12 protein-coding genes are annotated in these 16,026 nt (G+C 70.8%); 5 read left to right on the forward strand and 7 right to left on the reverse strand.

Annotation, left to right across the window (positions count from 1 at the left end; genetic code table 11):
• Positions 1–43: 43 nt before the first annotated feature.
• The 4 genes from ACFXJ8_RS13300 to polX all read right to left on the reverse strand — a co-directional run bounded on the left by ACFXJ8_RS13300 (position 44) and on the right by polX (position 4,768).
• Positions 44–1,495, reverse strand: coding sequence for a wax ester/triacylglycerol synthase family O-acyltransferase (locus ACFXJ8_RS13300; protein WP_379644118.1), 1,452 nt, complete (start codon positions 1,493–1,495; stop codon positions 44–46).
• Between the two features lie 162 nt (positions 1,496–1,657).
• Entirely contained in the window at positions 1,658–2,713 is a 1,056-nt protein-coding gene (locus ACFXJ8_RS13305) for a sulfite oxidase (protein ID WP_379644119.1), read from the reverse strand.
• Between the two features lie 15 nt (positions 2,714–2,728).
• Entirely contained in the window at positions 2,729–3,043 is a 315-nt protein-coding gene (locus ACFXJ8_RS13310) for a class I SAM-dependent methyltransferase (protein ID WP_379644120.1), read from the reverse strand.
• Between the two features lie 42 nt (positions 3,044–3,085).
• On the reverse strand, positions 3,086–4,768 hold the full coding sequence (polX, locus tag ACFXJ8_RS13315) for a DNA polymerase/3'-5' exonuclease PolX (protein ID WP_379644121.1): 1,683 nt from the start codon (positions 4,766–4,768) through the stop codon (positions 3,086–3,088).
• A gap of 125 nt (positions 4,769–4,893) precedes the next feature.
• Here polX and ACFXJ8_RS13320 point away from each other — a divergent pair, with 125 nt between their 5' ends.
• Positions 4,894–7,422 carry a M14 family zinc carboxypeptidase gene (locus ACFXJ8_RS13320; protein ID WP_379644122.1) on the forward strand — a complete coding sequence of 843 codons (2,529 nt, stop codon included), beginning with the start codon at positions 4,894–4,896 and terminating at the stop codon, positions 7,420–7,422.
• Positions 7,423–7,647: 225 nt separating this feature from the next.
• On the opposite strand, the gene ACFXJ8_RS13325 is transcribed toward ACFXJ8_RS13320, so the two are convergent.
• Positions 7,648–8,619, reverse strand: coding sequence for an aldo/keto reductase (locus tag ACFXJ8_RS13325; protein ID WP_379644123.1), 972 nt, complete (start codon positions 8,617–8,619; stop codon positions 7,648–7,650).
• 109 nt (positions 8,620–8,728) lie between these two features.
• Between ACFXJ8_RS13325 and ACFXJ8_RS13330 the strand changes: the two genes are divergently transcribed.
• Complete coding sequence (locus ACFXJ8_RS13330) at positions 8,729–9,805, forward strand: class I SAM-dependent methyltransferase (protein WP_379644270.1); 1,077 nt, start codon at positions 8,729–8,731, stop codon at positions 9,803–9,805.
• Between the two features lie 9 nt (positions 9,806–9,814).
• On the opposite strand, the gene ACFXJ8_RS13335 is transcribed toward ACFXJ8_RS13330, so the two are convergent.
• Positions 9,815–10,840, reverse strand: coding sequence for a zinc-dependent alcohol dehydrogenase family protein (locus ACFXJ8_RS13335; RefSeq protein WP_379644124.1), 1,026 nt, complete (start codon positions 10,838–10,840; stop codon positions 9,815–9,817).
• A gap of 99 nt (positions 10,841–10,939) precedes the next feature.
• On the opposite strand from ACFXJ8_RS13335, the gene ACFXJ8_RS13340 reads away from it, so the two are divergent.
• Entirely contained in the window at positions 10,940–12,334 is a 1,395-nt protein-coding gene (locus ACFXJ8_RS13340) for a glutamate--cysteine ligase (RefSeq protein WP_379644125.1), read from the forward strand.
• 68 nt (positions 12,335–12,402) lie between these two features.
• Positions 12,403–13,440, forward strand: coding sequence for a hypothetical protein (locus tag ACFXJ8_RS13345; RefSeq protein WP_379644126.1), 1,038 nt, complete (start codon positions 12,403–12,405; stop codon positions 13,438–13,440).
• A gap of 81 nt (positions 13,441–13,521) precedes the next feature.
• Here the strand turns inward: ACFXJ8_RS13345 and ACFXJ8_RS13350 are convergent, their stop codons facing one another.
• On the reverse strand, positions 13,522–14,238 hold the full coding sequence (locus tag ACFXJ8_RS13350; protein ID WP_379644127.1) for a PaaX family transcriptional regulator C-terminal domain-containing protein: 717 nt from the start codon (positions 14,236–14,238) through the stop codon (positions 13,522–13,524).
• Between the two features lie 30 nt (positions 14,239–14,268).
• On the opposite strand from ACFXJ8_RS13350, the gene ACFXJ8_RS13355 reads away from it, so the two are divergent.
• Positions 14,269–15,960: an acyl-CoA dehydrogenase family protein gene (locus ACFXJ8_RS13355; RefSeq protein ID WP_379644128.1), complete on the forward strand. Its 1,692-nt coding sequence runs from the start codon at positions 14,269–14,271 to the stop codon at positions 15,958–15,960.
• The last annotated feature ends 66 nt before the right edge of the window (positions 15,961–16,026 follow it).

The following is a 16,026-nucleotide window of genomic DNA, read 5'->3' on the forward strand; positions in this document are numbered from 1 at the left end:
CCTACCCCCCGCCTCGGCTTGCCCTCGCCTCGGCCACCGGCGGTCAGGACGGGCTGAGGTCGCGGGTGAGGGCGGTGAACTCGTCCATCGCCGCACGCAGGTGGTGCATCAGCCGCCACGCGTCGTCCATGCGGTTGGGGCAGGAGACGACCCCGAGGTCGAGCGCCCCGTCGTAGGAGAAGCAGGTGATGTTGAGCCCGCCGCTGACGTCCGTCAGCACCGACACCGGGTAGTACGACAGCACCCGCCCACCACACAGGTACAGCGGGAACTGCGGCCCCGGCACGTTGCTGATGATCAGATTGATCGGCGGGGACACCACCGAGGCCAGCCTGAACACCGCGGGCGTGAGCGCCGCGATCGGCGTGGGCAGCATCGCGCACAGCTCGTGCAGCCAGCTCGCCGGCGACATCGCGAACCTGCGCTTGGCCGTGCGCATCGTCTCGCCCGTCGCGATCAGCCGCTCGCGGGCGTCGGCGACGTGGGTCGGCATCGGCGTGATCATGGCGGAGATCTGGTTGCCCACGCGATCGCGCGCGCTCGCCTTGCGCACCGCCACCGGCACGGCGGCGATCAGCGGCTGTTCCGGCAGCGCGTCGTGCTCGTCCAGCCACGCCCGCAGCGCCGACGCGCACACCGCCATCACCACGTCGTTGACGCTCATGTCGAAGCTCTTGGCGACGTGCTTGACGTCCTTCAGCGGGACCGAGCCGTAGGCGAAGCGCCGCTCGGCGGTGATGGGCCCGTTCAGCGGGGTGCGCGGCGTGGACAGCGATGGCAGGTCGGGGCGCGGCCGGTCATCACCCGTGACGAGCCGGGCGGCCTTGGCGATCAGCCGCGCACCCGGCAGCGTCGCGACGACAGGGATCGCGTCGAGGTCGCCCGCGGCCCTGGCCAGCGAGCGGGCCGCGTTCACCGGATGGGCGGCCGCCCGTACGGCGGCGCCCGCCAGCATGTCGAGCAGGTCGGGCGCCTGCGGCGGCGGACACGAGGGCGGCTCGACCGAGCGCGGCTCCGGGGACAGGTCGAGCAGCGTGGCCAGCGTCTCCGCGCCCGACACCCCGTCGATGGCCGCGTGGTGGACCTTGGTGTAGACGGCGACCCTGCCGTCGGCCAGCCCGGTGATCAGGTGCATCTCCCACAGCGGATGCTCGCGGTCGAGGTGGCGGGAGTGGAGCGCGGCGACGGTCTCGGCCAGCTCCGCCTCGCCTCCCGGCGCGGGCAGCTCCACCTCGAACAGGTGGTTGTCGATCGAGAAGCCGGGGTCGGGCGCCCAGTAGGGAAGGTCGAGCCCGAACGGCACGACGGCCAGCCGCAGGCTCAGCGCCGGTGAGAGGTGCAGCCGGTCCAGTAGCAGCCGCGCCAGGTCCGCACGCGTGATCGCACCCGATGGAGCGCAGCTCGGGTCGAGAATCGCCACCCCCGCCACGTGGACGGCGGTGGTCGCGGACTCGGCGCTCAGGAACTGAGCGTCGAGGGCGGTCAGCTGCGTCATCGGGCCTCCCTGTCCACGATGCGGCTCAGATGCGGCCATCGTGACCCGTCAGGTTTTCGGGAACGTTTCCGCGAAAGTCTTTCAGATGAATTCCGGGCCGCAGACCAGCGATTGTGAAAAGCTTTGCGACCTCCCAGCTCAGCTTGCTGAAGTGACAATTCCCTATCCTCGGGTAACCAGAACAGGGTGCCTCACGACGGCGTCGAAGTGGTAACCGAAGGGGTGCCGGGCGCTGCGTTCGGGCTGGCTCGCGCCGGTGTCGTCGACGGCCCTGGCGAGCAGGGTGTGCGGCCCCTCCTCGCGCGGCGTCCACACGATCCGCCACGGCAGCCACGCGTCGCCTGAAAGGCCCCGCCGTTCGGCGAGATGCCAGGTCAGGCCGTTGTCTGAGCTAACCTCAACGTGGTGGATCGGGCCGGTGCCCGACCATGACCTGCCGTGCAGCACGTGCCGCACGCCGGCCTTCAGGATGGCCGGCCAGGGCAGCTCGAACGCGCTTTTCACCGTCATAGTGGTCACGCCCGGGTAAAAAAGAGTGTTCCATGGCGTGAACAACTCGGTGGTCGATACTTCGAGATCACCGAGCCATTTGACGGAGGCGATTCCGGCCCAGCCGGGGACGACGAGGCGGGCGGGGAAACCGTGGTCGGGCGGAAGCGGCTCGCCGTTCATCTCATAGGCGACCAGCACGTCGTCGAGCGCCTTTTCCAGCGGGAGGGGCCGGCGCACGTGGCCGAGGTTCGCGCCCTCGTGGACGAACGGCTCGTCGAGGCCCGTGGCCAGCACGTCCACCGCGCCGGCTCGCAGGCCCGCCAGTTCCAGCAGGTGTCTGAGCGGCACACCCTTCCACCGCGCCACGCCGACCGCGCCCAGGCCCCACTGCATGCCGGGGGCCGGTTCGCGCTGCTGGGTGTCGTAGAAGCGGCGGCCGTTGCCCGCGCACTCCAGCGCGACGTCCCTGACGCGGTACGGCATGGCGCGCAGCTGGTCGTAGCCGATCTCGAGGTGGCAGCGCAGGCCCCCGCCGTGCAGGCGCAGCCGCCAGGTGGCGCGGTCGATGCGGGGGGTCGAGGTGTGGTTGCGGACGAAGAAGCGGTCGGTGGGAGTGTGGTAGCCCTGTCCCGCCATCGCCTCCCAGCGCATCTCCGCGCTGACGCCGTGGAGGGTGAACAGATGGGCCGGCAGGGGTTTGACGATGGTGCCGGTGGCTGGCCTCATGCTTCTCCTAATTCCCTACCTGTTTAGCATCCAATCCTGCCAGTGCGAGGACCTTCCTGTCCCGCAGACGCGCGCGACGGGCTGCGGCTCGGTTGGGGTGATCGCTCGGAAGGCGTTGACCAGGACCCCGCCGGGCCGCAGCAGCGCGGCCGCCTCGTCGTAGAGCGCGCCGAGCCGTTCCATCGGCAGGTGGTGCAGCGCCGTCGTGGACACCGCCGCGCTCGCCACCACCTCGCCGATCGCGGCGAACCGGGCCTCCCGGCCGGTGACGTGGCGTTCCTGCTGCGCGTCCCAGCGGTCCAGCCACGTCCCGGCGAGCTCGGGCGTCATGCCGTCACCTTAAGTGATAATGATTTTCACTTCAACGGGAGCCTAGCGGCCGAAGAACTCCAGCAGCCGGTCGATCGGCCACGTATTGATCACATCGTCGGTCGTCAGCCACGCCCGCTGCGCGATGCCGACGCCGAAGCGCTGGCTACCCAGGTGGGGGATGGCGTGGGAGTCGCTGTCGATGGAGAACTTCACCCCATGGTGCTTGGCCAGCCGTACGAGATCGGAGGGCAGGTCGGAGCGGTCGGGGAAGGAGTCGATCTCCATGGCCGTGCCGGTGCGGGCCGCCGCGCGGAAGACGGCCTCCCAGTCGGCGTCGACCGGCTGCCGCTTGCCGATCTTGCGGGTGGTGGGGTGGCCGATGATGTCGACGTACGGATTCTCGCAGGCGGCGATGAAACGCCTGGTCATCTCCTCACGGCTCTGGGTGAAGTGGGAGTGGACCGAGGCCACGCACACGTCGAACCCGCTCAGCACCTCGCCGGGCCAGTCGACCGAGCCGTCGGGGGCGATGTTGAGCTCGGTGCCGTGCAGCAGCCGCATGTCTGGATACTTGCCCTGCAGCTCCCGCAGGACGCCGCGCTGCTCGACGGCCTTGTCGAGCGTCATCCGCTGCATCGCCAGATCGGGAGCGTGGTCGGTGACCGCGTAGTAGGAGTAGCCGAGCGCGTGGGCCGCCGCGACCATCTCCTCCAGCGAGGCGATGCCGTCGGTGAGGTTGGTGTGGGTGTGCAGGTCGCCCTTCAGGTCGTCGAGGGTGACCAGGGCGGGCAGCTCGCCGCGCAGCGCGGCCCGCACCTCGCCGCCGTCCTCGCGCATCGTCGGCGGCACCCACTGCATGCCGAGCGCGGCGTAGATCTCCTCCTCTGTCCGCGAGGCGATCAGCCGCTCGCCCTCGAACAGGCCGTACTCCGACAGCTTCCAGCCCTTCTTCACCGCCATCTCGCGGATGGTGACGTTGTGCTCCTTGGAGCCGGTGAAGTAGATCTGGGCGGCGCCCCACGACGCGGCGGGCACCCTGCGCAGGTCGATCTGGATGCCGCCGGTCGTGCGCACCGAGGTCTTCTTCTCGCCGGCCGCGATCACCTCGGCGACGTACGGCTTCGCCCTGAACTCCTCCATGATCGACTCAGGCGCCACGGCCAGGATGTCGATGTCGCCGATCGTGTCCTTCATCCGCCGCAGCGACCCGGCGTAGGCGAGCCGTTCGGCGCTCAGCGACGCCATGACGGTCTCGGCCAGCGTCATCGCCACCCCGATGTGGACCCGCCTGCCCGCCTGCTCCAGCTGCTCGATGCCCTTGGCCAGGTTGGCGAGCGTCTTGGGCCCCAGCCCCTTGACGCCGTCGAGCCGCCCCGCGCCGATCGCCTCGGCGAGCGCGGCCGGCGAGTCGATGCCGAACTCCTCGAACAGCATGATCGCCGTCTTCGGCCCGAGCGTCGGCACCCTGGTCAGCCGCCGCACGCCGTCGGGCACCCTGCCGCGCAGCGCGTCGAGCTGCCTGAAGCTGCCGCGCTGCAGGAACTCCTCCATCTTCAGCGCGATCGCCTCGCCGACGCCGGGCACCTTGCGCACGTCGACCTGCGAGATGTCGTCGGGGAACCCGGCGATCGCCTTGGCCGCCTTCTGGTAGCTGCGCACCCTGAAGGCGTCACCACCGGTGAGCGCGAAGAGCTCCGAATACTCCTGGAGGGCGGCTGCCGCCTCGTCGTTAGCCCGTGCCATGGGGCCCAGCGTAGGGGAAGGCTCTGACACTTCCAGATCACGGATCGGCCTGAATTGAATGTCGCCCCTTGTGTCACAACGGCTGCGATCAGTACGAACGGAGGAGAACCTTCTGGAGGAACTCCGTGCGCTTACGTGTTCTGATCCCTCTGCTGTCTGTCCTGCTCCTTCCCTCCGGTACGGCCACCGCCGACCCCACACCTCCCGTCAGGGACTTCGGCAACGGCGCCGACCGCAACGAGGAGGCCGCGGGAGTCGCCGAGTCCACGGCCACGACCGCGCGCGAGCTCGCGCCCGAGTCGACGCCCGAGCTGACCTGGCGCCCCGACCACGACCGCGGCTACCCGCGCAGGACCACGCTCCCGATCCCGCCGGACAATCCCGCGGACGCCTCCATCAAGCTCGGCCTCATCCCGCACCACGCCATCGCCGCCAAGCTCAACCAGCTCCAGGCCGTCGGCGACAGGGTCAGCGCCGAGGTCGTCGGCCGCTCGGCGGGGGGCCGCGACATGTACCTGGTCACGGTCACCGCCCCCGAGAGCGCCGCCGAGACGCGCAGGCAGGAGCGGATGCGCCGGCAGATCGAAAGCGGCGACCGTATCCAGACCAGGAAGTACAAGGCGCCGGTCTTCGTCAACGGCAACATCCATGGCAACGAGTGGGAGGGGACCGACGCCAACCTGCGCGTCATCGAGGAGCTGGCCACCAGCACCTCGCCCCAGATCAAGGACCTGCTCGCGCACACCCGCCTGTACTTCAACATCACCGCCAACCCCGACGGCCGCGTGCTCGGCCAGCGGCCCAACGGCAACGGCTTCGACCTCAACCGCGACTTCGTCACCGCCTCCCAGCCGGAGACGCGGGCGATGCGCCAGATCATGATCGACAACCAGCCGGTCGTCATGATCGACCTGCACGGCTACGTCAACGGCACCCTGGTCGAGCCCACGACCCCGCCGCACGGCGCCAACTACGAGTACGACCTGTTCATCAGGAACGCCTACGCCAACGCGCTCGGCATCGAGCAGGCCATCCTCGCACTCGGCTACACCCCCGAGAAGGACGGCACGTTCCCGCCGCAGATCCCCTTCCGCGACTCCGTCGAGGGCTGGGACGACTGGCCGCCGATCTTCACCCCGCAGTACGCCCCCTTCCACGGCGCGGTCGCCTCGCACACCATCGAGTTCCCGATGCGGGTCAACGGCGGCGACTACAACAACCAGCCCGTGGCCGAACTGCAGCGCCGCAGCCGCATCAACGTCGACATCGCCTCGGCCGCGATCAGGGCGACCTACACCTTCGTCCAGAACAACAGGGAGAAGCTGGTCGGCGACCAGATCGAGATGTTCAGGCGCGGCGCGGCGGGCGAGCCGTCCAAGCAGGTGCCGCTCGGCATCGTGCCGGGCTTCGGCCCCGAGGACGTCTACAACACCACCTACCCCCGCGCCTACGCCATCCCCGCCACCGGCCCCGCGGCCGGGCGCCTGGTCGACCACCTCATCGCCAACGACGTGCGGGTCGACAAGGCGGTCCTGCCGTTCCGCGCCAACGGCAGGACCTACCCGGCGGGCACGTACGTCGTCGACATGCGCCAGCCGAAGCGCGGCATGGCCAACGTCATGCTGGAGGCCGGCGCCGACATCAGCCAGCGGGTCGACGCGATGTACGACATCTCCGGCTGGAGCCACGCCCTGCTGTGGGGCGCGAGCGCCGACCCGGTCACCGACCGGCGCTTCCACGCGGCGGCCGTGCCGGTCAAGGCGGCCTCGCCCACCGGCTCGGTGCCGCACGGCAACGGGCCGCTCGCCCTGAAGCTGGACGACGCCAAGGCGGTGCGGGCGCTCAACGACCTGCTCGGCCAGGGCGTGGCCGTCACGCTGGCCGCCGACGGCACCGCGATCGTGCCCGCCTCGGCGCGCGCGGCCGCCAGGACCGTCGCCGACCGGTACGGCGCGCCGTTCACCAGGGCGGGACAGACCTCGGGCACCCCGCTGTCCAGCGTGCGCATCGCCGCGGCGGTCTCCGCCGACGAGCTGTTCACGCTGCGCGAGCTGGGCTTCGCCGTCACTCCCGTCTCGACCGCCGTGCTGAACGCGGGCTTCGACTGGAGCGGCGCCGACGTCCTGTTCGTCTCCAGCGGGCTGTCGTACGGCGCGCTCAACCCGGCGGCCAAGGCGGCGCTCGACTCCTTCCTGGCCAAGGGCGGCGTCGTCACCCGCGGCGGCACCGGCGCGAACTTCAACGCCGCGGCCGGGCTGCTGACCGCCACCGCGGTGGCCGGACGCGGCGACGCCAACGGCGTGGTCACGGTGTCCTCCACCACCGGCCCGGTCGGCGCGGGCTCGCCCGCGCACGCGTTCGTGTACTCGCCGCGCTGGTTCACCGCGCTCGGCCCCGAGGTGAAGGTGGAGCAGTCCTACACCGCCGAAGGGCCGCTGGTGTCGGGCCACTGGCGGGCCAACCCCGACGGCACCGGCGGTCCCGAGGCCGCCAGGGGACAGGCCGCGGTGGTCAGCGGCAGGGACGAGCGCGGCGCGGCCGTGGTGCTCTTCGGCACCGAGCCGATGTTCCGCAACCACCCCAAGGGACTGTTCCCGCAGGTGGCCAGGGCGCTGTTCTGGACCGCGTCCTCGGCGAAGGTCCTGACCCCGTAGACGGGCTGCGTGGGCGTCCCCCCTCGCCCACGCCGCACCCGCGCGAGCCGGGCCGTACCCCCCTGACGGCCCGGCTCCCGCATCACGGGGTTTGCGCGCGACGTGACGGCGGCCCGCCGGAGTCCCGCTGGAGTGGTGTGACGGACGGGCGGTCACCGGCGGACCACGGTGGCCTCGGCCCGGCTTTGCCGTACCCGAGAAAACCGGGCACGCCCGCGGAAACCGCTAGAAGCGCACCTCGCGCGGGCGGTACGGCTCGGCGAGGAAGGCGAGCTCCTTCTCGCTGAGCTCCACGGACACCGCCGCGACCGCGTCGTCCACGTGCCGGTCCTTGGTCGCGCCGACGATCGGGGCCGTCACCCCCGGCTGCGCCAGCAGCCACGCCAGCGCCACCTGCGCGGCCGGCAGTTCCCTGTCGCGAGCCACCTCGGCCACCCGCTCAAGGATGAGCCGGTCGTTGTCCGCGTCGTACAGGTAGTCGATCCTGCCGTCCGCGCCGCTGCGCGCCGTACCGGCCGCGGCCGAACCCGCGCGCGCCAGCACGCCGCGCGCCAGCGGACTCCACGGGATCACCCCGACGCCCTGGTCGGCGCAGAGCGGCAGCATCTCCCTCTCCTCTTCTCGGTAGAGGAGGTTGTAGTGGGGCTGCATCGCGACGAAGCGCGTCCAGCCGTTGGTCGCGGCGACGTGCTGCGCCTTCGCGAACTGCCACGCCCACATGGACGAGGCGCCGATGTAGCGCGCCTTGCCCGCCTTGACCACGTCGTGCAGCGCCTCCATGGTCTCCTCGATGGGCGTCTCGTCGTCCCACCGGTGGATCTGGTACAGGTCCACGTAGTCGGTGCCGAGCCGCTCCAGCGAGGCGTCGATCGCCGCGTGGATGTGCTTGCGGGAAAGGCCCCGGTCGTTGGAGCCCTTGCCGACGGGGAAATAGACCTTCGTCGCCAGCACGTAGTCCTCACGCCGGGGGAAGATGTCGCGCAGCAGGTTGCCGGTGACGACCTCGCTGGCGCCCCCGGTGTAGACGTCGGCGGTGTCGAAGAAGGTGACGCCCGCCTCGGCCGCCCGACGCACGATCGGTTCGGCCTGCTCCTGCGTGAGCACCCATTCCCACTGCGAGGGGTCGCCGTAGCTCATCATGCCCAGGCAGAGCCTGGAGACTCTCAGACCGGTATTGCCAAGCCGTGTGTAGTCCATGAGTGTCACTTTATGGGGGCTTGGTGTGCCGAATAGCGATCAGAACCAATTATCGGGAATGCACATCTAACCCGGAAAACGACTCGGGGCGTACACAGGTGAGGTGTCGATGGTCTCGGTCAAGCGCGCAGTCGCCAAACTGCTGTTCGGATCCCGCTACGACAAGGTGCCATGGGGGCAGCGGGTCTACGTCCGCCCTGGCGAGCGTCTCGTCCGCGAGGCTCAGTGGCGCATCAAGATCGCGGGGGCGAAGACCGTGCCCCTGGAGGAGTACCGGCGCAAGGTGCCGCTCGGGGAGATCGAGGAGTTTCTCTCCTGCATGATGTGCGGCGAATCGCGCCAGCAGCCGATGTTCGAGCCGACCGGCGGGAAGGGCTGGCGCTACCGCGTCGTGCGGTGCCCCTCGTGCGGCTTCCTCTACCGCAATCCCAACGTCAGGCCCGAACGGCTCGGCGACCTCTACGCCAACTCCTACAGCAGCTTCCTGACCGGCAAGTACGCCGCCAACAGGCAGCGCCGCTACCGCCTCACCATGGACGCCTTCTCCCCGGTGTTCGACGACGGCAAGGGCAGGCGGCTGCTCGACTTCGGCTGCGGCGCGGGACTGTTCCTCGAGCTGGCCGAGCAGCGCGGCTTCGAGGCCGTCGGCGTGGACCTGTCACCCGACTCCGTCGAGCAGGCCAACGCCAGGCTGTCGCACGCCAAGGCCTACTTCGGCGCGCCCGAGGACGTGCCGGAGATCGCCGCGGGCGGGTTCGACGTCATCACGCTGTGGTCGGTGCTGGCCCACCTGCCGAGGCCGTTGGAGGACTTCGAGCGGTTCCGCAGTCTGCTGGCGCCCGGCGGGGTGCTGCTGATCCTCACGGTGAACGCCGGCTCGTTGCTGCTCAAGGCCTACGAGTCGGAGTGGAGCGGCTTCACCAAGAACCACCTCATGTTCTACTCCTCGCGCACGCTGCCGACGCTGCTGCGCCGTACCGGATTCACGGGGGTGACCTACGCGCCGCACTACGGCGACACGATCGAGGCGGGCACCACGCAGTTGCCCGAGGCGATGCGGACCAGGCTGCGGCGCGCCGTCGACAGCAGCGACGGCGGCAACATGATGCGCGCGCTCGCCTTCGCCGACGAGCAGGCGATCAAGCAGTGGGGCGGGACGCTGCCGGTCCGCCGGCTCAGGTCGTGATCCCGCGTCTCATGGGGTGATCATCGTCACGCCCGGCACCGATCCGATCGAGGCCAGCGCCTTGCCCGCGTCGGCCAGGCCGATCGTGCGGGTGACGAGCTGGTCGGGGTGGAGGATGCCCGCCCTGATCAGCTCCAGCATCGGCCCGTAGGCGTGGGCGGCCATGCCGTGGCTGCCGAGCAGGCGCAGCTCGTGGGCGATCACCCGGCCCATGGGCAGCGGCGTCCGCTCGTCGGGCAGCAGCCCGACCTGCACGTGGCGGCCCCTGCGGCGCAGGCTCTCGATCGAGGCGGCGGCCGCCGAGGGGCTGCCGAGCGCGTCAAGGGACAGGTGGGCGCCACCCCTGGTCAGCTCCCGCACCTGGGCGGCGGCATCGCCCGACGAGGCGTTGACGAAGTGGGTGGCGCCGGCGCGCTCGGCCAGGTGGAGCGCGTCGGTGCTGACGTCGACGGCCACGACCCTCGCCCCCGCCGCGGTGGCGATCATGATGGCCGACAGGCCCACGCCGCCGCAGCCGTGCACGGCCACCCACTCGCCCGGCTTGACCTCGCCGACGTGCGCGACGGCGCGGAAGGCGGTGGCGAAGCGGCAGCCGAGGCTGGCGGCCGTGGTGAAGGCCATCTCCTCCGGCAGCGCGATGAGGTTGACGTCGGCGTGGTCGATCGCGACGTAGTCGGCGAAGGAGCCCCAGTGGGTGAAGCCCGGCTGCGTCTGGCGCTCGCACACCTGCTGCTCGCCCGCGGCGCAGGCCGCGCACGAGCCGCACGCGCAGATGAACGGGACGGTGACCCTGTCGCCCTCGCGCCATTCGCGCACGTCGGAGCCGACCGCCGCGACCACGCCCGCCAGCTCGTGGCCCGGCACGTGGGGCAGCGAGGCGATGTCGGGATCGTGGCCCTGCCAGCCGTGCCAGTCGCTCCTGCACAGGCCCGTCGCCGCCACCTCGATCACCACGCCGTGGGACGAGGGGGAGGGGTCGGGCGCCTGCCTCAGGTCGAGATCGCCGCCGAACAGGTCGAACATCACCGCGCGCATCTCATGAGCTTAGAGTGACCTCCCGCAGCCTGCGCAAGGCCTGGCAGGTCATCGAGGTCGGGAGGTGTGGACCCTTGCTGGTCGGACAGTAAGGGGGGCATGGGACAAGAGGTTGACAAGGAGCGGTTCTCCGAGGCTGACTACACCCGCTTCGGCGAACGCCTGACCGAGCAGCTGGCCGAGCTACGCGAGCTGCTCGATAGACCGGATTTCGGGGCCGGCCCCACGACGATCGGAGCCGAGCTCGAGCTCTTCCTGATCGACGAGCGCGGACGGCCGCTGCCGCTCAACGCCGAGGTGCTGAAGCTGCTCGGTGACGAGCGGCTGACCGTGGAGCTCGGCCGCTACAACGTGGAAGCCAATCTCACGCCGCTGCCGCTGGAAGGGCGTCCCTTCGAGGAGTTGGCGGCCGAGACGCAGGTACTGACCACGGCGGTCGACGGCGCGGTCGGCGCGCTCGGCGGCGGCGGAGCGGTGCCGATCGGCATCCTGCCCACGCTCGGCACCGGCGACTTCACCCAGGCCGCCATCAGCGACGAGGCCCGCTACCGGGCGCTGGGCAGGGGGATGCGGCGGCTGCGGCTGGAGCCGTTCATCGTGCGGATCGACGAGCTGGAGCTGGAGGTGCAGGACGTCATCCTGGAGGCGGCCAACACCTCCTGGCAGGTCCACCTGCGCACACCCTTGTCTTCCTTCGCCAGGACCTACAACGGCGCCCAGCTCGCCATCGGCCCCGTGCTCGCCGCGTGCGGCAACTCGCCGTTCTTCCTCGGCAGGCGGCTGTGGGAGGAGACCAGGATCGCGCTGTTCGAGGAGGCGGCCGACGACAGGGACGTCGGCCGCCGCTTCCGCAGGGACGGCCGCGTCACCTTCGGCTCCGACTGGGTACGCGAGGGGCCCTATGAACTGTTCGAGCGGTGCGTGCGCGACTACGAGCCGATCATTCCCGCGCTGTCGCCCGGCTCGTCCGGTGGCGAGCTGGCCGAGCTGAGGCTCCACATGGGCACGGTGTGGCAGTGGAACAGGCCCGTCTACGACCCGGCGGACGGCGGCCACCTGCGCATCGAGTTCCGTGCCCTGCCGGCCGGGCCCACCTGCGCCGACATGGCCGCCAACACCGCCTTCCTGCTCGGGCTCACGCTCGCGCTGGCCGAACGGGACCTGACCGGGCTGCCGTTCGGCGACGCCTACCAGAACTTCTACCGCGCGGCCATGGGCGGGCTGCAGGCCAAGCTCACCTGGGAAGGGCGCGAGGTGCTCGCCGCCGACCTGGTGCTGTCGCTGCTGCCCGAGGCCAGGGCGGCGCTGCTGAAGGCGGGCGTCCAGCCGTCCGACGCCGATCTGGAGATCATCGCCCAGCGGGTACGGCTGGGCCGTACCGGAGCGGCGTGGCAGCGTGAGGCCATGGCCGAGCTGGACGGTGACACTGAGGCGATGGTGCGGCTTTATCACGAGAACGCGCTAATCGGCTTTCCCGTGCACATGTGGCGATAACCGAACCAGCAGCCCCTCGCATTCGTCAAACTATCCCAAAGGACGAGTAACGCGAGGTCGAGGGGAACATGACTGCCAAGGGGATGGTTCCGGCCGACAAGGCGCCTTTCACACTGCGGCGGGCGACGGGGACCCTGGCCGAGGGCGCCGCCAGGCTGGCCGCCGACATCGGGGCGGCCGCGGTCGAGGCGGTGCTGGAGCAGGCCAACAGGAAGGGCGTGCGCAAGGGCGCCCCCGGCGCGCTCGGCACGATGCAGCCCAGGCCGGCCGACTGGTACGCCTTCGACGAGAAGGACAACGACACCGCCGACTGGTATCCGCAGGGGCTGACGTGCCGGGAGGACTCGGGCTCGGCAGGGGCGCCGGTGTTCGTGGCCAGCTGGTACTTCAAGCCGACGCCGCCGGTGGCCGAGCGGGGGATCAGGGTGACGTTCCTGAGCCCCGTGACGCTGCGCTACCAGCACGCGCTGCTCGTCGAGGCCAAGCCCGACGGGTCGTACGGACCGATCAACATCCACGCCGGCGGCATCGCGTGGTACGGCGAGCACCTGTACGTCGCCGACACCAAGCGGGGGTTGCGGGTCTTCGACGTCAACCACATCCTCGACCTGCGGGCCGCGCAGGGCGACCTCGGCGACCCGACTCGCATCGGCCGGGACGGCGGGAAGTTCCACGCGTTCGGGTATCGGTACGTGATCCCGCAGACGGACTTCTGGCGCGTGGCGACGCCGGAGGCGGCGCGGTTCTCGTTCGTCGCCGTCGACCGCAGCACCTCCCCGCACGCGCTCGTGTCCGGCGAGTACGTCGACGAGGCGCCCGCGGGGAGGGTCGCCCGGTGGGACCTTCCGCTGGGCGACGGGGTGCCGAGGGACGCCTTCGCCGTACCGCACCTCAAGATCCAGGGGGCGGTGTCGTCCGGCGGCAGGTGGTACCTCAGCCAGACCGTCGACGCGCGCTCCAACGGCAGGCTCATCGTGGACGGCGGCGGGAAGGCGACGATCAGGCCGTTCCCGATCGGGCCGGAGGATCTGACGGTGTCCGGCGGGCGGGTGTGGAGCGTCACCGAGTTCAGGAACCGCCGCGTCATCTTCGGCGTCCCCCTCTGAGACGCGGCTCCCGGACCGAAACGCGTCTCTGGGCGCTTGGGGAACGCGGGCTTTGAAGTCGCGGCTCCGGGCGGGGAGCGGTCAGCCCTCGAGGTGCCGCAGGAGCGCCCGCCGGTAGTCGCGGTCGAAGTCGTCGTAGCGCGCCCGCAGCTCGGCTCCGGGCCACCCCTCGGGCAGCAGCTCGGGCGGCAGCAGCGGATCGGCCAGCAGCTGGCGCAGCACCGCCGCCGAGACCAGGAACCCCTCCGCCAGCCCGCGCGCCTGGTCGAGCGCCTTGAGCAGCCGCCGCGCCTCGGCCGCCCACCCCTCCAGGTCCCACAACAACCCGGTCGGGTCCTCCCTCGGCGTCCCGTCCACGAGGGTGCACTGCGCGGTGACGATCTCCGGCCACCGCCTGATCAGGTTCGCCGGCCGTAGCCAGGTGCCCTCGCGCAGCTCCGCCAGGCGCAGCACGGTCATCGTGTGCCGTAGCGCCGCCCTGTCGGCGGGCGCGCGCCGCTCGGCGGTGACGATCGCGATCTCCCACGTGCCGTCCCACGCCCTGGTGTGCGGTGAACGGCTCTCGTCCTGCCTGTCCTGCCGTTCGCGCAGCCGCTCTGACAGCGCGTAGCGCCCGTCCTCCTGCGTCAGGTCGCCCGCCGCCACCATCCGTGACAGGGCCACCCGCACGGTGCCCTCCGCGATGCCGAACACCTCGCCGACGCGCACCAGCGCCCTGCTCGGCAGGCTGGGCGGGTGGCTGCCGAGCAGAGCGCTCAGGACGGCGGAGCGGGCGGTCAGAGTATTACGGTCTTCCATCGCGTGTCGATTATATGTAACACTCCGAGCATGGCGAGCTATCTGATCGAACCCGTCGACGGCTCCAGCGGCCGCTACGACACCTCGCGCTACCAGGGCGCGGCCGGACGCGACTGGTGGGCCTGCGATCCCTCGCTCCAACTGCTGATGCGCCGCCATCTCGGCGAGGGGTACGGCTGGGCCGAACCCCACCTTTCCCGCCTCGGCGCGCTCATGGGCGGACCGATCGCCGCGCATGCGGAGGAGACCGACCGCAACCCGCCGCGCCTGGAGAAGTACGACAAGTGGGGGCGGGACATCAGCCAGGTCGTCATGCCGCCGTCGTTCACCGCGGCGCGCGAGGCCCTGATGGCCGACAACTTCACCTCGCCGGAGTTCGCCGCCGCCGCCACGCGCAACGGCGCCAACCCCACCGCACTGGCCGCGGCCTGGACATACCTGCTCGACCAGGCCGACATCGGGATGGGCTGCGCGCTCGGCACCGGCGGGGACATGGTGGTCTCTCTGGCCGAGAAGCACGCGCCCGAGGACGTTCGCGATCGGGTCCGCTCGATCTTCGCCAACGGCTTCTACTCCGGCGAGGCCGCTCAGATGTTCACCGAACGGACGGGCGGCTCCGACCTGGCCGCGCTGGAAGCCCGTGCGGAGCCCGACGGGGAGGCGTGGAGCCTGACCGGCCTGAAGTGGTTCGCCTCGAACGCCAACGGCTCCGCCTTCGTGGTGCTGGGCAGGCTGCCCGGCGGTGACGTCGCGCCGTTCCTCGTGCTGTGGGAGCGGCGCGACGGGTCCCGCAACGCCGTACGGATCAGGAGACTCAAGGACAAGCTCGGCACCCGCTCGGTCGCCTCCGCCGAGGTGGAGTTCACCGGCGCCGAGGCATTCCTGCTGGCCGGCTCCGGATCCGGCTCGGGCCTCGGCACGATGATGAAGCTCACCAACGCCTCCAGGCTCGGCGTCGCCATGATGGGCGTCGGCGTCGCCCGCCGCGCCCTGGTCGAGTCGCTCTGCTACGCCTCCGCCCGCGAGGCCTTCGGCCGCCCCCTCATCGAACAGCCGCTCATGCGCCGCAAACTCGCCGAGCTCATCGTCGAGGTCGAGGCCGCGCAGGCGCTGGTCTTCGACGGCCACGTCGGCCCACGGCTGCGCCTGGCGCCCGCCCTGGTCAAGCTGCGCGCCGCCAGGCTCGGCGTCACCGCGGCCAGCGACGCCATCGAGATCCACGGCGGCAACGGCTACATCGAGCAGTGGCCCGTCGCCCGCCTCCTGCGCGACGCCCAGGTCAACCCGATCTGGGAGGGCGGCGACAACATCCTCTGCCTGGACGTACGGCGAGCCATGCAGCGCGAGCAGGCTCACGAACCCTTCCTGGAGCGCCTGGAGTCCGCTGTATCCGAGGCGCCCACGGGCTCCGGAGAGCTGGTGCGCACCCGCGTCGAGGACCTCCGTAAGGCGATCACGGTCTGGTCGGGGTTGGAACCCACGGTGGCCGAGGCCCGGCTGTTTCCGCTGGCCCAGCTCATGGCGGACGTCTACGCGGCGGCACTGCTGCTGGAGCAGGCGGGCTGGGAGCAACGCAACGGCTTCGGCGATCGGAAGGCTCTGGTGGCCCGGCTGTACGCCGAATCCCACCTCGCGGATCAGGGGCCGCTACGCGGCATCGACCGCCCGGCCGAGGATCTGGAGCGCTTCGACGATCTCCTCGCTGGTGCTTTCGCGGAGTGACCGAGTCGGCGGAACAGTCCCACTGTGGACCCTGGTCCGCCGCTGTTGGGCATAGGCTAGGGACTC

The organism is Nonomuraea sp. NPDC059194 (genome assembly GCF_042754765.1).
In the GTDB taxonomy this organism is placed as follows: Bacteria; Actinomycetota; Actinomycetes; order Streptosporangiales; family Streptosporangiaceae; genus Nonomuraea.